We start from the raw sequence: 19,313 nt of genomic DNA, 5'->3' as shown, positions 1-19,313 counted from the left end.
AAGCTTTGAAAGATAGACCTTTTAATCATGCAACTTGATTGTGCACTTTATCAACATCCTAAACTCATTACTGTTTTTGGCGGATCCGGTTTTGTAGGACGACATGTCGTTGAAACTTTGACTAAGCGGGGATATCGCGTTCGCATCGCTGTTCGTTGTCCACAAAAAGCTTATTACATGCTACAAATAGGAGAAGTAGGACAAACCCAAATGCTTAAAACAGATATCAAGCATCGTGCCTCTGTTGCACGCGCATTGCTTGGAGCTGATGCAGCAGTGTTTTTACCCGGTAGCTTAAAACAAGCAAATCAATCGAATTTTAAAAGCACACAAATTGATGGTGCTTACAATGTTGCTGAATTAACAGTAGAAGCTGGTATTCCTCTCATCTATATGTCGACTCTTGTGGCTAGCGAAAACACTGCATGTCTTTATGCACGTGTTAAGTTTATGGGTGAACAAATCATTCATAACAAGAATCCTCAGGCAATTATTATACGTCCATCCATTATCTTTGGACCAGAAGATTGTTTCTTTAATACCTTAGCAGATTTGTCACGTTTTTTACCAATTATGCCTCTTTTTGGAGGTGGGAAAAGCAAATTGCAACCCGTATATGTTGGTGACGTTGCTGAGTTTATAGCACGTGCTTTAGATGGACAGGTAGCTTGGGGAAAAAAATATGATCTTGGTGGTCCCCAGATTATCACCCTCCAAAATGCTCTTGAAAATATACTTAAAATCATTCATCGTAAAAAAACAATCCTATCTATGCCTCTTTCTGTCGGTCTATTGATTGGAGGAGTTTTAGGAACGATTGGTAAGTTGCCTCTTGTGCCAACGCTCGTAACAGCCAATCAAATACGCTTTTTGCAAATGGATAACATTGTTTCTAAAGAAGCTATAGAGAATGGATATACTCTAGAAGGAGTAGGAATTACTCCTAGAGCAATGACTGCATTCTTGCCAAGTTATCTCTGGCGATTTCGTCCACATGGTCAATTTTCCCAAAACCTACTCGTCTAGAATAAATTCTTCTAAAACTGAGTTAATTATTTGATTTATAATTCATAGTGCGTTGTTAGCGGTTTTAAAATCAGAGTGTTCAATAGAGTGATGTTTTTGCATTTTTAATGCTCCATTTAGTATCACAAAACATGTTTCCTCGCACATCTATAGTATTTTGATAAAAACTGTTGGAAACAGGAGAAAAGCACTTCTTATAAACTGTCTTTATCCAAGAGCAGGTGCAACATTGGAATCCTAAAGAACCGATCCTGAACTGCCTATCCATAAACATGATAATCTATGGCTTTGCATTTATATTATTTTGCCAAAAAGCTTAATAATGAGATTAAAGTAATTCTTCCTTTTTCAAAAACCGCATAAGTGAGTAGAATACGAGTATACTACTTTCGATATTATCCCATAAAAATCGATATAAAAACTGTAAAGCAATGCACCATTTTTATTATTTAAAAGGTATTCCCTCTGGAAACTTTTAAAAGCTTTAAAGTTACGTGAAAAGGATAGAATTTTGTTTATATAATAAAACTTATCATGAAGATCTCCTACTCTGTCAGTAACATCACTACTCAGATCCATAAATGCATATTTGTTGCACAAATTTATGGAGATTTTAAAAGAGCTTTTTCACATAAAGAAGTCCTCTTCTTGTCTTGCATTTTTTTTTAATTTCTCCTACCGTCTTGGAAAAAATTATTTTAAAGGAATGAAGAATGGCAGCTCAAGATTTTGTTGTCAAAGATATTGCACTTGCCGCTTATGGTCGTAAAGAACTTGATATTGCTGAAACTGAAATGCCTGGTTTGATGGCTTGTCGTAAGGAGTTTTCTTCCAGCCAACCTTTGCGCGGAGCGCGTATTTCTGGCTCATTGCATATGACAATTCAAACAGCTGTTTTAATTGAAACATTAAAAGCAATTGGCGCCGATATACGGTGGAGCTCTAGCAATATTTTTTCTACGCAAGACCATGCAGCAGCAGCTATCGCCGCAACTGGCATTCCTGTATTTGCCGTTAAGGGTGAAACATTGGAAGAATATTGGACTTATATAGATGCAATCTTCCAATGGCCAGATGGTAATCCTTCCAATCTTATTTTAGATGATGGAGCTGACGCCACAAACTATATTTTAATGGGAAGTCGTGCAGAACAAAATAAAGATATTTTATCGCATCCCAAAACAGAAGAAGAAGAAATTTTTTTCAAACAAATACAAAAGCGTATGGATGCAACGCCAGGTTTTTTTACACAACAGCGCGCAGCAATTAAAGGTGTAAGCGAAGAAACCACAACAGGTGTAAACCGTCTTTATCAGTTACAAAAAGAAGGACTTCTACCTTTTCCTGCTATTAATGTTAATGATAGCGTCACTAAATCAAAGTTTGATAATAAATATGGATGTAAAGAATCATTGGTCGATGGTATTCGACGTGGAACAGATGTGATGATCGCTGGTAAAACTGCCATTGTCTGTGGTTATGGTGATGTAGGAAAAGGTTCAGCAGCATCTCTTTCTGGTGCTGGGGCTCGTGTTAAAGTAACAGAAATTGATCCTATCTGCGCTCTTCAAGCCGCTATGGATGGCTATGAAGTTGTTAATTTGGATGATGCTGCTTCCAGTGCTGATATTATCATCACGACAACAGGCAATAAAGATGTTGTTCGTTTAGATCATATGCGACAAGTAAAGGATATGTGTATTCTTGGAAATATTGGTCATTTTGATAACGAAATCCAAGTCGCTGCCCTTAGAAATTTGCCATGGACGAATATTAAACCACAAGTTGATATGATCACCTTTCCCGATGGAAAACGCATCATTTTGCTCTCTGAAGGACGATTGTTAAACCTCGGCAATGCGACGGGGCATCCTTCTTTTGTCATGTCAGCTTCGTTTACCAATCAAGTTTTAGCGCAAATTGAACTTTTTACCCGTACAGAACACTATACAAATGAAGTCACTGTTTTGCCTAAACATCTTGATGAAAAGGTTGCACGTCTACATCTGGATCGGTTAGGAATAAAATTAAGTGTTTTATCAGAAGAACAAGCCGCTTATATTGGAGTCTCACCACAAGGACCTTATAAACCAAACCATTACCGTTACTAATACGTTTCCTTGGGTTAAAAAAGGGAAAGATGTCGTGCTCAGCTTTGGTGACTATAACCCCAAAGAAAAAACTCAAAAAGAGATCCGAATCTATACGTATATACTTTGCCTTTTTTTCTTTTTTTCTCCAACATGCGCTTTTTCTCAGTCATTGGAAGGTTATTTACCATTTTTCTTCACTTTGCCGAATGGTCCATGGCTGCTTTTAGCGCTGTGTGGAGGAATTTCTTGTGCTTCACTTCTCTCATGTATAGCTGTTACCGTGCGTGCAAAAAAAACTGCACAGAAGCCTTTGAAGATAATTCAGGCAAATTTTTCTGAAAAACTTAAATATTATGAATGGCTTCTGGAAGAAACCGAGCAATTCCTTCTTATTTGGGAAAATCCAACAACCTTACCCCATGTTGTTGGTGCTCTTTCCACATTGCAAAAAATAGGAATCGATCAGAAAGATTTTCAGCGTTTTGAGCTCTGGGTTGAAGAAAATTCTCTGCGAGAACTTGATTATGCATTGACTCAACTCCGTTGTAAATGTCACCCTTTTGATCTTTCTATCACCACCACAAACAATGTACTGCTACAAGTTACAGGAGTCATCGCAGGAACAGTCGCCATTGCTCGTTTTCAAGATATCTCAAAACAACAGAGTGAAAATGCTCGTTTACAGAAAGATATCGCCCGCCTTCTTACTGAACTGAGAATGCAGCGTAATCTTCTTGATCTTATTCAAGAGCCCGTATGGATAAAAGATTGTGAAGGAAAAGTTTGTTTTATCAATCGCGCCTTTAGAGAAATGACAGACTTTCGTGAAGACAGTGATGACGTGGGGGATCTTTTCAATGAAAATACACAACGCAAAACAGATGAAACAGAAACAATTTTTCAAGAACATGTTCATACGGTTATTGGTGGAGAACGGCACCGTTTTCATCTCACACGTATTACAACAGCTGAAGGGATGGCAGCTTTTGCACGTGATGACAGCGCCTATGAAAATCTTGCTCATGAATTAAGATATGTTCTTCAAAGTCATTGTGAAACACTTGACCAAATTTCAACAGCTGTAGCCATTTTTGATACAAACCAAAAATTAAAATTCTGTAATCACGCTTTCAAAATTTTATGGCCGTTGGAGAGTTCTTTTTTAGAAAGTGAACCAAGCCATACATTGTTTCTTGAACGTTTACGTGAAAAGGGGCTCATTGCTGAACACCCTGATTGGCGCGCATGGAAAGAAGAACTTTTAAAAGCCTATTGGCAAACAGAATCGAACCAACAAATTTGGAATCTTCCAGATGGGCGTACGGTGCGTGTTGTCTCGAACCCTCATCCACAAGGAGGTGTCACTTGGCTTTACGAAAACCTTACCGAAAAAATTGATCTTGAGCGCCGTTATAATACACTTATTAAAATACAAGGTGAAACACTTGATAAACTTTCTGAAGGTGTGGTCGTTTTTGGTACTGATGGACGCCTTCGCTTATCGAATCCTGCCTTGTCGAAATTGTGGTCTCTTCCTTATAATTTACTGGTAGAAGGAACCCATATTACACAGTTACAAAGCCATTGTTCAGCCTTAACCTTGGGGCAAGAATGGGATCAATTTACCAAGTTCATTACCGGTTTTGCTGAAAAACGTGAAACATTTTCAGGTCGTATAGATCTTAAAAATGATATGATTATTGACTATACTCTGGTCCCTCTTCCTAATGGACAAACGATGCTTACTTTTGTGAATGTTACGGACACTGTCCATGTTGCGCGTGCTCTTCAAGAAAAAAATGAAGCATTAGAAAGTGCTGATCGTTTGCGTAATGAATTTGTCCAACATGTTTCTTATGAATTACGCACACCTCTCACCAATATTATTGGATTTTCCGATATTTTACGTGATCAAATTTTCGGTTCTATCAATGAACGTCAACAAGAATATCTTGAACACATTCATTCAGAATCAGGAACTCTTTTAAATATTGTTAACGATATTCTTGATCTTGCTACCCTTGATGCAGGCATTATGGAGTTGGACATAAAATCGGTTAACATTGCCGATGCTATGATACAAGCAGTAGCACGTGTAGAAGATCGCCTTAATGGACGTCATATTACGCTTTTACAACAAATTTCTCCTTCCTTAAATTCTATTTCTGCTGATGAAAAGCGCTTGCATCAAATTTTTGTGAATGTCCTGAGTAATGCTATTAATTTTGCAACGGAGGCGAGTACTATTGAATTTTGCGTTGATGAACAAGATGATAACATTGTCTTTAGCGTTCACAATCAGGGCTCTGACATCCCAGAAGATGTCCTTGATCGTATTTTTAAACGTTTTTCTTCCCATTCACACCATGGTGGGCGTGCGGGAGCGGGTCTTGGCCTTTCCCTTGTAAAAAGTTTCGTTGAACTACACGGTGGACATGTTGAAATTCTTACCGGTTCTGGAAAAGGAACAACAGTTAAATGTTTTTTCCCACTCTCCAAAGGAGATACGATTTTTTAATTTTAACCTTTATGATAACAAAAATTTTTCATCCATTTCATGGAACTTTTAATGAATTTTAGTTTTTTTCTTGAAAATGAAGAGGCAACAAAGCTTTTTTCACAAAATTTAGCTCTTTCTTTAAAGCCAGGAGATCTTGTAACGCTGCAAGGAGATCTTGGAACTGGAAAGTCAACCATTGCACGTACAATCATTCAAACACTTGCGAACGATAACACTATGGATGTTCCAAGCCCTACTTTTACTCTTGTGCAAAGCTATCAACTTCCAAAGTTTGAAATTATTCATGCTGATCTTTATCGCCTTTCTATGGCAGAAGAAATTGATGAATTAGGGCTTCATGAAGCTCGTGAGAAAAATATTTTACTTGTTGAATGGCCAGAAAGAAATACAGCTCTTTTAGAGCTTGCCACTTTTGCACTCACCTTACATTATAAAGAACATGGGCGTCATGTAACAGTTAAATCAGCGCAACATTCCATTGAATGTTTGCAACAGTCTTTCGCAATTCGTACATTTTAAAAAAAACATGGACATCATCATTTTTAATTTGATAATACCTCAGTACTACCTATGAAATTTGAGATGATGGACAACATAAAGAAGGCTTCAATGGAGGCACCAACCATGGAAGATGAAGTGAAATGCTGACTCTTTCATATAACAATGACATAAATTGCAAAGAACAGTCGTTAATTTATAGGAATTCATCAATTTATTTTAGAGAATCTGATACCTACAATTTTGATTTTAGAGAATAGTATAAGAGAATTTTAAATTGAAGTGGTAACCCTTTAGAAGAGCATTATATAACCTGTAGTGAATTGCTTGTTTCTTTCTGCTTAAAAATTGTGAGCTTTAAAAAAGTAATTTGCAAAGTTTTTGCTTAAAATCTCCTTTTATGTGTTGAAAGCACTATCTATCTCAATAGTCTTATCTAAGAAGAAAATATCATTCACTTAAATATTCGTTGGCACGCATATAAACAAGGAATTGCCTACATTGTTCATACAGGACAATTTTTTGATAAAAAATGATCTATTGAATTACGTATAACAGTGTGGATTCTTAAAATCATTTAAATTTTTGATTTAATTGAATTGCTATTACAATGTATTACAGAAAAGGAATGTAAAAAAAAATCAAAAGGAGAGACTAAAATTTCTCTCCTTTATCGTTACTGTGTATGGCATTAACTAAGGCCATTTTTTATCCACTCAGAAAGACGTCCTTTAGAGGTAGCGCCAACCATATTCGATGAAATATTTCCATTTTTAAACATTAGTAATGTAGGGATAGAACGTACTCCGTATTGGGTAGCCAGTTCCGGATTTTCATCAATATTTACCTTAGCAATTTTAACTTGATTTTGCATTTCTATTGAAATTTCATCCAAAATTGGAGCAATCACTTTGCAAGGGCCACACCATTCTGCCCAAAAATCAACCACAACAGGGGTGGAAGAGGTTAGAACTTCACTTTCGAAATTATCCTTATCAACTTTTATACACGTCATTGATTTATCCTTTATATTCACTTTTTATAGATTGGTATAATAACAACTCATATCAAGTTATTGCAAAGATAAATTATTAAAGGACTTTTTTACATCAGAGATTGTGCGTTGTGTTTGTTTGAGCGATTTTATGAAAGTAAATAAAGTGTAAAAATGCTTTGCAAGGAAAAGACTAACTTATAAGGCAACTTCACTAAGAAATGCCTCAAGTTTTTCTGGAGAAAGTTTGAAAATTTTGGCTTCTTTACTATAGATAAGCAGAGCTTGTATATCTTTATCGGGATGAATAGCTTGCAATAATTTTCGATAAAGAGCCATTTGCAACCAATGATGGGAAGCAATAGCGGCTTCATTTTCTGGTGGGGTTCCCGTTTTAAAATCGGCAAAGATAATGCTGTTTTGCGTGATGTAGAGACGGTCAATTTGACCAGAGATTACTTGTTCTTTTCCACGAATTTTTACAATGCCCATTAAGGAAACCTCAGCACGTGAATGCTCAGAAAAAAGGGGTTTGAGATAAACATGATCTAATATTTTCCAAATATGGCAAAGAGCATCTTCTCTTTGGCTCTCATGCCAATGAGAGGCTTTGATATTGAGATAGTTTTGAGCATAATCTCGACGTTTTTGTGGGGGACAATCGGGTAAATATTGTAACAATCGGTGAATGAGATTACCGTACTCAATGGAAAAAGCTCTGTTTGTGTTCGTTTCTCCTAAAACAGGTGAAATAGTAAATTGTTTTGGACTTGAGGAAGGTTCTGTATCAGCTTCAATAGAAAGGCTCGCTACTGAGGGTTTTAACGGTTTTGGGAGAATTGGTTCTGCTGGTACTTTATGAGAGAAAAAATCTGGTAGAGGTGGAAGTGTTTGGCACTCAGAACGAGAGGCTTCCTGATTTATTGAGGCAGAAGAAGAATCTGTGATACAATAACGCCAAGCTGCAATATCTTCTGCAGGACCCTTAATGGGAACTGCATGCGGTTTGAGAGCTTTCTTTACCAATTGTAGCCACGTATGAGGATTATTGCGTTCACCGCTATACCCGCAAACAAACAATCGATCTTCAGCACGCGTCATTCCTACATAGAGAAGGCGCCTATACTCCTCTTCAGCACGCTCTTTTAAACGCAAAATTGCTTGTTTAGAGGGCATTGTATCGAATTCTGCATTAGGGCACCAGATAAAAGCTTGTTGATCACTCAAATGTGCATTGTTCAAGGGAACTTCAAGCAAGTGAGGTGAATGCTGAGGATGCCAGATTGCACTACCAGGATCAACCAGAAATACAACGGAAGCTTCCAGTCCTTTTGCAGCATGAACAGTCATGATGCGAATTTCTTCATGATTTTGGTCAAACTCACGTTTAATTTCTGGTTCACTGACACTTAATGTTTCCAAAAAAGCTTGTAATCCTGGTAACCCCGTTTTTTGAATCGCGAGTGTGTAGTCCATAAAAGCATCAAGCACATCATTGGCTTCCGAGCCTAAGCGCGCTAAAATTTTTTGTCTTCCCTTATCATTATTCAGAATATGGCTATAGAATTCGAAGACTGGTATTTTATCCACTAAAGTACGATAATGGTTCAGCTTTTCAAAAGCATCTTTAAAAGATACCCGCGATGATGTATGCGTACACAAACTTTGCCAAAGAGAGCCAGTGCGGTGTGCGGCAAGCAGATAGAGTTCCTCTTCACTAAGAGCAAAAAGGGGACTTTTTAAAACACAAGCAAGAGAAAGATCATCTTGTGGCTGCAAAACAAAACGCGCAAGTGCCATTAAATCACGGATACTAATATGTTTAGTAAGTTGTAAACGGTCTGCACCAGCGACAGGTATATTGCGTTGTTTAAGGGCACGAGAAAGCGCTAGGGCAAATTGATCACGCTTACGAACCAAAACCATAATATCACTAGCACGCAATAACCGCCCTTTTGCTGGAAGCATTTCTCCTTTTTGTAACCAGCCTGCAATAGTTTCAGCAACTTTTTCTGCCAAACGTACTGCTGGTGTATCTAAATGATCAACAGTTACATGCCAATCATCAGGAAATTCGTCTTTTTCTTTAGAAATAGCATCCCATAAAATAACTTCACCTGGACTGTGAGTACGGATAGCTTCGTGTATGGTTTTTGTATTTTCTGCCGAAAGCCCTTTATAATTTTCTGGTGTTTCAAAAACAAGATCAACGCTTTTAAGAACATCTGCTGTAGAGCGAAAAGAGTAATGCAGTTGTATTTTTTCGAATTTCTGCTTTGCTTGTTGTGCTTTTTTTTGAATAATTTTCCCATTTGCAGCAAAATTTTCTGGTGCAGCGCCCTGAAAGGAATAAATAGACTGTTTTTCATCTCCAACAGCAAAAAGAGTACGTATATTGTCACGTTGACTATGACCTGTAAAAAATTCTTGCGCTAAAAATTGAATAATTTTCCATTGATCAGGGTTCGTATCTTGTGCTTCATCAAGCAAAATATGATCAAGACCCTTATCAAGTTTATAGTGCACCCATTGGCTTGCACCTTCACGTTGCAATAAATGGAGTGTGCGCTCAATGAGATCATCAAAGTTTAAAAAACCATTGGTTTTTTTTAAATTTGCATAAATTTTGAGATAAAGGGCACAAAGCTGAAAAGCCGCCATATTGAGTGCACAGACTTTTACGCACTGATATTTCTCTAAAAGAACAGAAAGCTTGCTTTGTTTATCTTTAATCAATTGTTGAATAAAAGGCCAAATTTCATCTGATTTTTTAGACGATATAAGTGCAAAATTACGAGGTTTACCTTCTGTTGTAAAATAAATATCAGAAATACTATTGAGAATATTTGTCTCATCACGTACCTCTTCTAATTGGGAAAGTTTTGCCACCATATCCTTGAAGCTTTGACTTCCATTGGTTTCACAATGGTTAAGAGCATAAAGAGGAAGACGAGCAGTCTGTTGAATTTTTTCTAGTAATTGCTGATTTGTATCATCAGGTGCTAAATCAAACAGCGACCGCAATTTTTCTTCTCCATTTTCAGACAGAAGAGAAGACAAAAAATCAGACAGTTTATGTTGCTTTTCAGCTGCTTCATACAGCAATTGGTTAAAAGTATGTTCACTGATAACCTTAAGCAGCTGTTTTAGAGCGGGTTGTACATCATGATGCTTCAAAAGTTGGCAGCGAGCTTCTTGTAGTAATTTCTTGCGGTTGACATCATCTATGAGTTCGAAATGTCCAGCAATATTGGCTTCTAGCATAAATTGATGCAAGAGAGATTCGCAAAATGCGTGAATAGTCTGTATTTTCAAACCACCAGGTGTTTCTAAAGCACGAGCAAAGAGTTGGCGCGCATAGGTTATTTTTGTTGCACTGATAGGTTTGTTTTCAAACTTCGATAAGATTTCTTTAAGCTGCGCATCATCGAGTTCATTCCAGCTGGAGAGCGTGCGAAAAATTCGTGATTGCATAACAGCGGCGGCGGCTCTCGTGTAAGTAAGGCATAAAATACGTGCTGGAGGCGTACCGTTTAAAAGCAAACGGATAACACGTTCGGTTAGAACATGGGTTTTTCCAGATCCTGCATTTGCAGAAACCCACACGTTTTTTTGGGGATGTGTTGCTGTTGCTTGTGCATCAAGAGCGGCTTCAGGAATAGAAAAAAACGTCATGATTACTCTTCTTTATGAAAACCACTTGACCATTCCCATAAGCGTGCCAGATGATCATAGTCACTTTCATATTGTTTTAACATAGGAACTGCGTGTGAAAGATAGCCTTGTTGTGGATTTTGATAATAAGTTATGAGTGCGATAAGATTTTCCCATGCATTGTTAGCAAGATCAACAGCATTTAGATGAGTTTTTCCGTCTTTTTTCTTTAAAAGAATTGATTGGGATTTAATTTCACCTTTTTTGTTAAGAGGAATGTAAAATAAATTTGAGGGGGTAAAATCTTGAAAATCTGGGAATCCCCCTTGTATGAGTAAAGCTGTTTCTAAAGCCAATTGCGGAAATAATAATTCACGAACTTGTTTTGATGAAGGAGGGGTTCCGGTTTTGAAATCTAGAATTTCAACCGTTTTATCTGGCAAAACATCAAGACGATCAGCACGTCCTGAAAGGGTTACCCCTGTTGTTCCTATAGGGATTTTTTGTGATACCACTTCCGAATATCGCTCTCGCAGTCCTAAACTTTGTTCCCATTGAATAAAACGTGGAGCAAGATTTTCAAAACTATCCCACCAAATTACTTCAATATCCGGTGGAAAATTGAATTTATCAAACTCTTTACGTCCAATAGCAAGCAACACATCTAATGCATTTGCAGCATTTAGATTTTTTATTTGTGTGCAAAAATCTGCAAGAATAGCGTGATAAAGTGTTCCACGTTCAGGAGCGCTAGAATTATGAATAAGGGCTTTAAGTGGTTTGAGCCTTAAGATTTTTTTAGCATAAATGGCATAAGGGTCATACCGTAATATTTCTATTTCAGTAACTGAAAAATGACGTGGACGCATATCAAGAGGTGGTACAGGGCAGGGACGCTTCACCTCAGAAATCATGTTTGTATGATCAAGCATCTTTGCCCAATGAAGGAGTATTTCACCTCGTGCACGGATTTGTTTCCAAACTTGTTGTCCTACGACGGTTTCTAAGCGTTGTAGCCAACGTGAAGGAATGGAAGGCGTATGATTAACACGCAATGCGCGACTCATCACCACTTTATCCATTCCCATCGCCCATTGAAAATCATGCGCGGAAAGACCAATATGCTGCTCTGGTGGCTCCAGAGTTAACATCATTTTCATCGGTCGCGATAAAAAAGCATCATTTCGGGTTGATATCGGCCATGACCCTTCATTAAGACCGCCGATGACCACTGTATCAACCGTTTGCAAACGCGATTCCAAAGTACCCCAGATGAATAAACGTGGATGTCCTCCAGGAGAAGGTGTAACGGAACGCATTGCGATCAATGCAGAAAACATAGCAGGCCATTCGCAAAGATGAAATGTTAATCCTGATTGATCACTGACCAATTCACGTAAGAACTTTGATAAGGCTTGTCCTGCTTCGTGTTGATAAAGATGTGCAAGAGAGTTATCCTCATCGCGACCAAAATTTTCAAAAACTTCAACAGTTGCTATCGCAGCTTCGTTGATGGTGCACTTTTTCTCTTGTTTCATAAGAGATGTTAAAGGTTCAACAGCTGTCCTCAAAAGATGACAAAGGAAACGTGCTTCTTCACATTTCTGCTGATCAAGAGCGTTGATTTCAGAACTATTATGAAAAGATGTTTCAATCCATTTTTCAAGAAATTGATCACATTCGCAAAGATTGATGCGCCCTGTATTCCCTCGAAGAACAAAAAGTTCAAAATTTTCTGCCATTTCCCGTAAACGATGACGGTTTTGTTGGAGTGTTGTAAGGGGATGTTTAAGAAGAGAAAGAAAAGCAATGGGATCATCAGGTTGTAATACATTTTCTAAGATAAGCCGCAAAAGCGTTACAAGCAATGTTTGGGCAAGTGGTATTCCCCCTGAATCATTTGCTTCAATTCCAAATCGTTGTAATTCCGCAGTAACACGGCGTGCTAAATTACGGTCATTTGTAATAAGAGCTGCGGTTTTTTGGGGTTCTTCAATAGCTTTGCGTAAAGCAACAGCAATAGCGAGAGCTTCTTCACGTTCATTGATAGCTTCAATAAATGACCAGTCTGCACAAAGAGCCTCATAATCATCACGGACAATTTGTATCCATTTATCTGTCGTAGAAGCAGGTCGCAATGCTTCCGATAAAAGAGCCATTCGTCTTTTCTTTGTGCTACTTTGTTGGCCAATTTCGCAAACATGGCGACGTTGACACCCCATGAGAGAAAGAAGTTTTTTTAAATGATATTGAGGATGGCTAAAAATATTTTCTGCAGGATCAAAAAAATCGCAAGCTGTTTTTTCTTTATTGCTTGTGCTTAATGCATTCCATTGTTCTTCATCCATATAAAAATCAAGGCCAGGAAGAACAACAGCCCCTTTGGGCAGAGAAGCTATAACCTTTAAAAGATGAGAAACTGCGGGCATAGAACCTGACACACCAGCTGCAATGATCGGTTTATCAGGCTTCGTACGTCGTAAATTCTCTGCATGCATTGTGAGTGCTTGATTACGCCATTCAGCGGGATTACTTCGTTGTCTTTCTGTCAAGATTTGTGGCCAATTTTGCGTAACAATAGTCAGAAAATCGAGCGTTATCTGCCACCATTCAGCGACCATGTCAGGGGCAATATCTTTAAGTTTCGACCAATCTGCTCCTTCTGTTTCAATTTCGTCCATCAAGTGTGCTAAATCTTGAGCAAGCCAAATTGCATCAGCACTATGAGCTGGAATAAGCACATCTTCTGTACCAAACATGGCACGCAGATGCGCAGGTAAATTTTCACGCCATGGACGAATAAGGCGCGCTAAAAGCAGTAGGCGTTCACTTTCTCCAATAGGCGGATTTAAAGCGCTAGTATGATTTTCAACAAAAAGGAAACTGTCTTCATCGACATCTCCTAGAGCACGAATAGTTGGTAAAAAGGTTGAGTGTGTATTACTTCTTTCAACAAAAGCTAAACGCAAAGCGCGCGCAGCACGACGTGTCGGAACATAAATAAGGCTATCAGCAAGAGCAGTTTGAATGTCTCCATTGGGAGCAAAATTATCAATAAGGGTACCAGAGAGCAGTGCATCAACAAAGTGAGGCAAAAAAGCCGTTCCAGAAGATATAGAAAAGATACGTGGCTTATAAGTCATATGATCTCATATTGGGAATAACAAATTTCATCTTATTGATTATTTGCTTTATTTTGACTGTATACAATTTTCATACAAGAAAAAACTGAAAAGCTCTATTTATACAGGAGATTTTTAACTGACATTCAAAATACTTAAATATATGACCTTGTCTTAAGCTATTGTGAAAAAATATATCAAAATTTTAAAAGACGTCACAATTACAAATATATTATAACTTATTGAATATTATAAATAAATTTACTTCTCTCTTTATATAAGACAACCTGAAAGTGTTCTTTACATACTCCTTTTGTTTTCAGAAAAAATAACAATATTCAGATCCCTAACTCGATATGAAAAATCATTATCAACCAAATTGTTACATAAAAAATTCTTCTTTACATTAAGAGCTTACTTGATAATCTTTAAAAGTAGAAAATTTTATCTTAGGAGCTCTTTCTGCTTCATAATTTAATGAAAAATGGTTCTCCGCTAAAAAAACTGGATCACCTTCTAAATCATACGCAAGAGCAGAGCGATGATTGTTGAGAAACTTTTGCAACTCATCTTTGCTCTGCGCTGAAATCCAACGGCATAAATTAAAGCGTGCAGACTCAAAATTCACTGGCAAAGAATATTCTATTTTTAATCGCTCTTTTAAAACATCAATTTGCAAAGCACCAATAACACCAATGAGAGAAGGCGACCCATCATCAGGAATAAACAATTGCACAACCCCTTCTTCAGCCATTTGTTGCAAAGCTTCTCTGAGCTTTTTTGCTTTCATTGGATCACCCAAACAAACACGACGCAAAATCTCTGGTGCAAAATTGGGTACTCCCTTAAAAAGAATATCTTCTCCTTCAGTCAAAGTATCACCAATACGCAATGTTCCATGATTAGGAATCCCTACGATATCACCGGCATAGGCTTGATCAGCAATTTGGCGCGAACGCGCAAAGAAAAATTGTGGAGCAGAAAGTGTCATCGGTTTTCCTGTTCTGACCAATTTTGTCTTCATACCACGTTCAAGTGTTCCCGAACATACCCGAAAAAATGCAATACGATCACGATGATTAGGGTCCATATTCGCTTGAATTTTAAAAACAAATCCCGTCATTTTAGGTTCAGTTGCTATGATATTGCGCTGATCTGCACTTTGATCACGAGGACTTTGACCAAAATCAATAAGCGCATTGATCAAATCACGAACACCAAAATTTCGTAAAGCTGAACCAAAATAAACCGGAGTCATATGACCTTCACGGAAAGCTTGAAGATCAAAATTCTTGCAAACACTTTGAGCGAGTTCTACTCCTTCAAGAAAAGTGGAACGTTGATACTCTGGAAGTAAATGGACAACCTCACTGGGATTTGAAACGATCCGCTGGGTTATCTCATCATCTTTTTGGCGAAAACGGTTATGATGAAGATCAAAAGTCCCAACGAAATCTTTACCCGTCCCAATGGGCCATGTTATGGGGGCGGTATCAAGAGCAAGCTTTTCTTCAATTTCATCTAAAAGCTCTATAGGATCACGCGCCTCACGATCCATTTTATTGATAAAAGTAACAATAGGAATATCCCGCATCCGACACACTTCAAACAGTTTTAGTGTTCTAGGCTCAATCCCGCGGGCCCCATCCAATACCATGATAGCACTATCAACCGCTGTAAGCGTGCGATAAGTATCGTCTGCAAAATCTTCATGGCCTGGGGTATCTAGGAGATTAAAAATATGATTTTCATATTCAAACGTCATCACAGAAGTCACAACAGAAATACCACGATCACGCTCAATATTCATCCAGTCAGAACGAGTTTGAATACGATCTTTTTTGGCTTTTACTTCTCCTGCAAGTTGAATAGCACCACCAAACAATAAAAGCTTTTCCGTCAATGTTGTTTTCCCAGCATCTGGGTGAGCAATAATTGCAAATGTACGGCGCCGCTTTACTTCCTGTACTCTTCGTTCCATTATTCCTCCATAGGTCGTGCAAGTGCTTCAGCAATCAGTGCACGCATTTCATTAATCCCATAAAGCGCTATAAATGATCCCCATCGTGGACCTCTCTCTTGTCCTAAAAGGACCTCATACAACATTTGAAAAAAAACATTGGAAACGCCAGGCCCACCTTCAGGGCTTTTTTTGCTATGATCTTGATAGCGTTCCGTTAACCGCGCAACATCAAGAAGTGTATTTTGTAGTGTGTTGCCATCAACAGTTTCAGGCAAATTGGCTAATTTTGCATCAATTTGTGCTAATGTTGCTCGTTCGCTGTCATCTGGTATACGAAATTTTTTGTTTGGTTTAACAAAAACATCAAAATATTTAATGGCAAATTTCACCAATTGATCAAGTTCTGGACAAGTTTGCGCATTTGCTCCCTTAGCGTAACGAGAAATAAAACCCCAAAGAACCCCTGCATTCTCTGCATTTGAAGCACTTACCAAATTTAAAAGCATCGCAAAAGGTACAGGTAAATCAACCTGCGGTGGACAACCATTATGAATATGCCATACAGGATTATTGAGCCGTTCTTGCCAACTTTGACGACCATAGGCAGAAAGATGCGCATAATATTCATCCACAGCTTTGGGAATAACATCAAAATAAAGCCGTTTTGCTGTCTTGGGCTTTGAAAACATATAAAGCCCTAAGCTCTCTGTTGGAGCATATGTAAGCCATTCATCAATGGTTAAGCCATTTCCCTTGGATTTGGAAATTTTTTGCCCTTTATCATCTAAAAAGAGTTCATAGTTAAATCCCTCTGGAGGCTTTCCACCCAGTACTTTACAAATTTTAGAAGAAAGATTTGTGGAATCGATAAGATCTTTTCCTGCCATTTCATAATCAATGCCAAGCGCTGCCCAACGCATAGCCCAATCGACCTTCCACTGACACTTAACTTTACCCCCTGTAACCTCTGTTTCTATGGTTTCTCCTGTTTCAGGTTCAATATAAGTAACTGTCCCTTTTTCAACATTACGCGCAATCATTGGTACTTGTAATACTTTTCCAGAAAAAGGAGAAATCGGTAAAAAGAGAGAATAGGTCGCCTGTCGCTCTTCACCTAATGTTGGTAAAATAATTGCCATCACCTTGTCATAACAAGCAAGAATTTTTAAAAGTGTTTCATCAAAACGACCAGAATTGTAATAATCCGTAGCACTTGCAAATTCATAATCAAAACCAAAACGATCAAGGAAAGCCCGTAACCGCGCATTATTTGCCGCTCCAAAAGAAGGATAATCATCTCCAAAAGGATCAGGTACACGGCTCAACGGTTGACCAAGATAATGTTCCATCCTCTCGCGATCTGGCACATTCTCAGGAACCTTGCGCAAACCATCCATATCATCAGAAAAACAAAGTAATTTTGTTTTTACTTTATTCTCTGTGAGAATATGAAATGCATGACGCACCATGGTTGTACGTGCAACTTCCCCAAAAGTTCCAATATGCGGTAAACCAGAAGGTCCATAACCGGTCTCAAATATTATACTGTCTGGGTAACCCGTCTTTTCATACCGTTTGATAATCTTACGTGCTTCTTCAAATGGCCAAGTTCTCGATTGAGCAGCCGCATCCTTTAATTCAGGCGTAAGGCTAAGGGCATCACACTGATTACGCATCATTATTTATCCTAAAAATTATAATCTTCCAAAATAGGGTGTATGGTTCTTGAATTTATTCGTCAATAATAGCAAGCAAAAAGATGTAAATTTCTTTATACTCTTAAGTCACAATACAAAAACCACCCTCACTGTAAACATATTTCGTTCTGATAAAAATCAAAAACATTCAATATTATAAAGCAAAATTGACTTGTTTTGATTATCGAAGCCTTCATTGCTATTATTATCATGGGTTTTGCTTATTATATTTATTAGCGCAGAAGATAAGCTTCTAGTATTGAACGAAAGAACGGTAAAAACCAACAAAAAAATGCTTAAACTAGGCATTTCATACAAAAGCACTAATCCACATTACACTTGTCACTGTAACTTTCTATTTCTTTTCTTTATCATCTTGATGATGCCTTGCTAATGTACGCAAACGTAGAGCATTTAATTTAATAAAACCAGTCGCATCTCTTTGATCATAAACACCTTGATCATCCTCGAAAGTTACCAACTCACTGGAATAAAGTGATTTTTTACTTTGGCGCCCTTCAACAATCACATTCCCCTTATAAAGCTTTAACGTGACTTCACCTTCAACATGTTCTTGAGATAAATCAATCGCTGCCTGCAACATCTTACGTTCCGGCGAAAACCAAAATCCATAATAAATGAGTTCTGCATAACGTGGCATCAATTCATCTTTTAAATGAGCTGCGCCACGATCTAACGTTAAAGATTCTATAGCTCTGTGAGCCGTTAAAAGAATGGTCCCCCCTGGTGTTTCATAAATACCCCGCGATTTCATACCTACAAAGCGATTTTCTACCAGATCCAACCGACCAATACCATTATCCCGCCCATAATGATTTAGTTCTGCAAGTAAAGTTGCAGGAGATAAATTTTTTCCATTGATTGAAACAGCATCACCTTTTTTAAAGCCAAGAGTGATTCTGGTTGCTTTATCTGGAGCATCTTCCACCGAAAGAGTACGCATATGGACATATTCAGGAGCAGGAAGTGCTGGATTTTCTAAAATCTTTCCTTCTGATGAAGAATGTAATAAATTTGCATCCACTGAAAAAGGAGCTTCGCCTTGCTTATCTTTTTCTACAGGAATTTGATGCATACGCGCAAATTCAAACAGATCTGTCCGACTCTTAAAATCCCAATCACGCCACGGAGCAATAATCTTTATATTAGGATTAAGTGCATAAGCAGAAAGTTCAAAGCGTACCTGATCATTGCCTTTGCCCGTTGCTCCATGAGCAATGGCATCTGCCCCTGTTTCCTTAGCAATTTCAATAAGACGTTTTGAAATAAGTGGACGTGCAATTGATGTTCCTAAAAGATAAGTCCCTTCATAAACGGTATTGGCTCGAAACATCGGAAAAACAAAATCACGCACAAATTCTTCACGCAAATCTTCAATGTAGATTTCTTTAACACCTAGCATTTCAGCTTTACGACGAGCAAGCTCTAATTCTTCCCCCTGCCCCAAATCTGCTGTAAAAGTCACAACTTCAACGCCTAGCGTACTTTGTAACCATTTGAGAATAATTGACGTATCCAATCCCCCCGAATAAGCCAAAACAACTTTTCTAATACTTTTCCACTTTTTCATTCTAAAGCTCTATACGAATTGTTCTTTTTTTCTAAAAAATTAAAACGACACAAGAAATATAAAAATAAATTCTCTTTAAACAACATTAAAAAGACTCAAAAAGCATAAATAAAGACGCCTCAAAGTATAAATAATGAACATTACTTAAAAATAA

Annotated in this window: 10 protein-coding genes; 4 read left to right on the top strand and 6 right to left on the bottom strand. The window is 37.8% G+C overall.

The features are described from left to right. Window positions 1–27 precede the first annotated feature (27 nt). The 4 genes from ACFIMU_RS02845 (at window position 28) to tsaE (ending at window position 6,159) form a co-directional block, all read left to right on the top strand. Window positions 28–1,026, top strand: a complete 999-nt coding sequence (locus tag ACFIMU_RS02845) for a complex I NDUFA9 subunit family protein (protein WP_375606121.1) — start codon at window positions 28–30, stop codon at window positions 1,024–1,026. Between the two features lie 713 nt (window positions 1,027–1,739). After that, entirely contained in the window at window positions 1,740–3,137 is a 1,398-nt protein-coding gene (ahcY, locus tag ACFIMU_RS02840) for an adenosylhomocysteinase (RefSeq protein WP_375606120.1), read from the top strand. 34 nt (window positions 3,138–3,171) lie between these two features. After that, on the top strand, window positions 3,172–5,637 hold the full coding sequence (locus ACFIMU_RS02835; RefSeq protein WP_375606119.1) for an ATP-binding protein: 2,466 nt from the start codon (window positions 3,172–3,174) through the stop codon (window positions 5,635–5,637). A gap of 51 nt (window positions 5,638–5,688) precedes the next feature. Continuing rightward, window positions 5,689–6,159: a tRNA (adenosine(37)-N6)-threonylcarbamoyltransferase complex ATPase subunit type 1 TsaE gene (gene tsaE, locus ACFIMU_RS02830; RefSeq protein WP_375607922.1), complete on the top strand. Its 471-nt coding sequence runs from the start codon at window positions 5,689–5,691 to the stop codon at window positions 6,157–6,159. Between the two features lie 670 nt (window positions 6,160–6,829). On the opposite strand, the gene trxA is transcribed toward tsaE, so the two are convergent. The 6 genes from trxA to ACFIMU_RS02800 all read right to left on the bottom strand — a co-directional run bounded on the left by trxA (window position 6,830) and on the right by ACFIMU_RS02800 (window position 19,159). Beyond that, complete coding sequence (gene trxA, locus ACFIMU_RS02825; RefSeq protein ID WP_375606117.1) at window positions 6,830–7,153, bottom strand: thioredoxin; 324 nt, start codon at window positions 7,151–7,153, stop codon at window positions 6,830–6,832. Between the two features lie 177 nt (window positions 7,154–7,330). Beyond that, a complete protein-coding gene (gene addA, locus ACFIMU_RS02820; protein ID WP_375607920.1) occupies window positions 7,331–10,807 on the bottom strand; it encodes a double-strand break repair helicase AddA in 3,477 nt (1,158 codons plus the stop codon). A gap of 2 nt (window positions 10,808–10,809) precedes the next feature. Beyond that, window positions 10,810–13,929, bottom strand: coding sequence for a double-strand break repair protein AddB (gene addB, locus ACFIMU_RS02815; RefSeq protein ID WP_375696803.1), 3,120 nt, complete (start codon window positions 13,927–13,929; stop codon window positions 10,810–10,812). 385 nt (window positions 13,930–14,314) lie between these two features. Further along, on the bottom strand, window positions 14,315–15,889 hold the full coding sequence (locus ACFIMU_RS02810; RefSeq protein WP_375696802.1) for a peptide chain release factor 3: 1,575 nt from the start codon (window positions 15,887–15,889) through the stop codon (window positions 14,315–14,317). Beyond that, window positions 15,889–17,550, bottom strand: coding sequence for a lysine--tRNA ligase (locus ACFIMU_RS02805; protein WP_375608990.1), 1,662 nt, complete (start codon window positions 17,548–17,550; stop codon window positions 15,889–15,891). The genes ACFIMU_RS02810 and ACFIMU_RS02805 overlap by 1 nt, the downstream gene beginning before the upstream one ends. 373 nt (window positions 17,551–17,923) lie before the next feature. Then, the gene (locus tag ACFIMU_RS02800) at window positions 17,924–19,159 is read right to left on the bottom strand and encodes an argininosuccinate synthase (RefSeq protein WP_375608991.1); all 1,236 of its coding nucleotides are present in this window, start codon (window positions 19,157–19,159) and stop codon (window positions 17,924–17,926) included. Window positions 19,160–19,313 lie beyond the last annotated feature (154 nt).

Origin of the sequence: Bartonella sp. AC70YNML, from assembly GCF_042196545.1 — a bacterium.
GTDB lineage: Bacteria > Pseudomonadota > Alphaproteobacteria > Rhizobiales > Rhizobiaceae > Bartonella.
The sequence above is the reverse complement of the archived record's forward strand: the minus strand, read 5'-3'. Positions and strand labels throughout refer to the sequence as shown.

Bases quoted from the DNA above. Each gene is read 5' to 3' on its own strand.
- ACFIMU_RS02810 (WP_375696802.1), bottom strand. From the start codon at position 15,889: ATGGAACGAAGAGTACAGGAAGTAAAGCGGCGCCGTACATTTGCAATT.
- ahcY (WP_375606120.1), top strand. From the start codon at position 1,740: ATGGCAGCTCAAGATTTTGTTGTCAAAGATATTGCACTTGCCGCTTAT.
- ACFIMU_RS02800 (WP_375608991.1), bottom strand. From the start codon at position 19,159: ATGAAAAAGTGGAAAAGTATTAGAAAAGTTGTTTTGGCTTATTCGGGG.
- ACFIMU_RS02845 (WP_375606121.1), top strand. From the start codon at position 28: ATGCAACTTGATTGTGCACTTTATCAACATCCTAAACTCATTACTGTT.
- ACFIMU_RS02805 (WP_375608990.1), bottom strand. From the start codon at position 17,550: ATGATGCGTAATCAGTGTGATGCCCTTAGCCTTACGCCTGAATTAAAG.
- addA (WP_375607920.1), bottom strand. From the start codon at position 10,807: ATGACGTTTTTTTCTATTCCTGAAGCCGCTCTTGATGCACAAGCAACA.
- addB (WP_375696803.1), bottom strand. From the start codon at position 13,929: ATGACTTATAAGCCACGTATCTTTTCTATATCTTCTGGAACGGCTTTT.
- trxA (WP_375606117.1), bottom strand. From the start codon at position 7,153: ATGACGTGTATAAAAGTTGATAAGGATAATTTCGAAAGTGAAGTTCTA.
- tsaE (WP_375607922.1), top strand. From the start codon at position 5,689: ATGAATTTTAGTTTTTTTCTTGAAAATGAAGAGGCAACAAAGCTTTTT.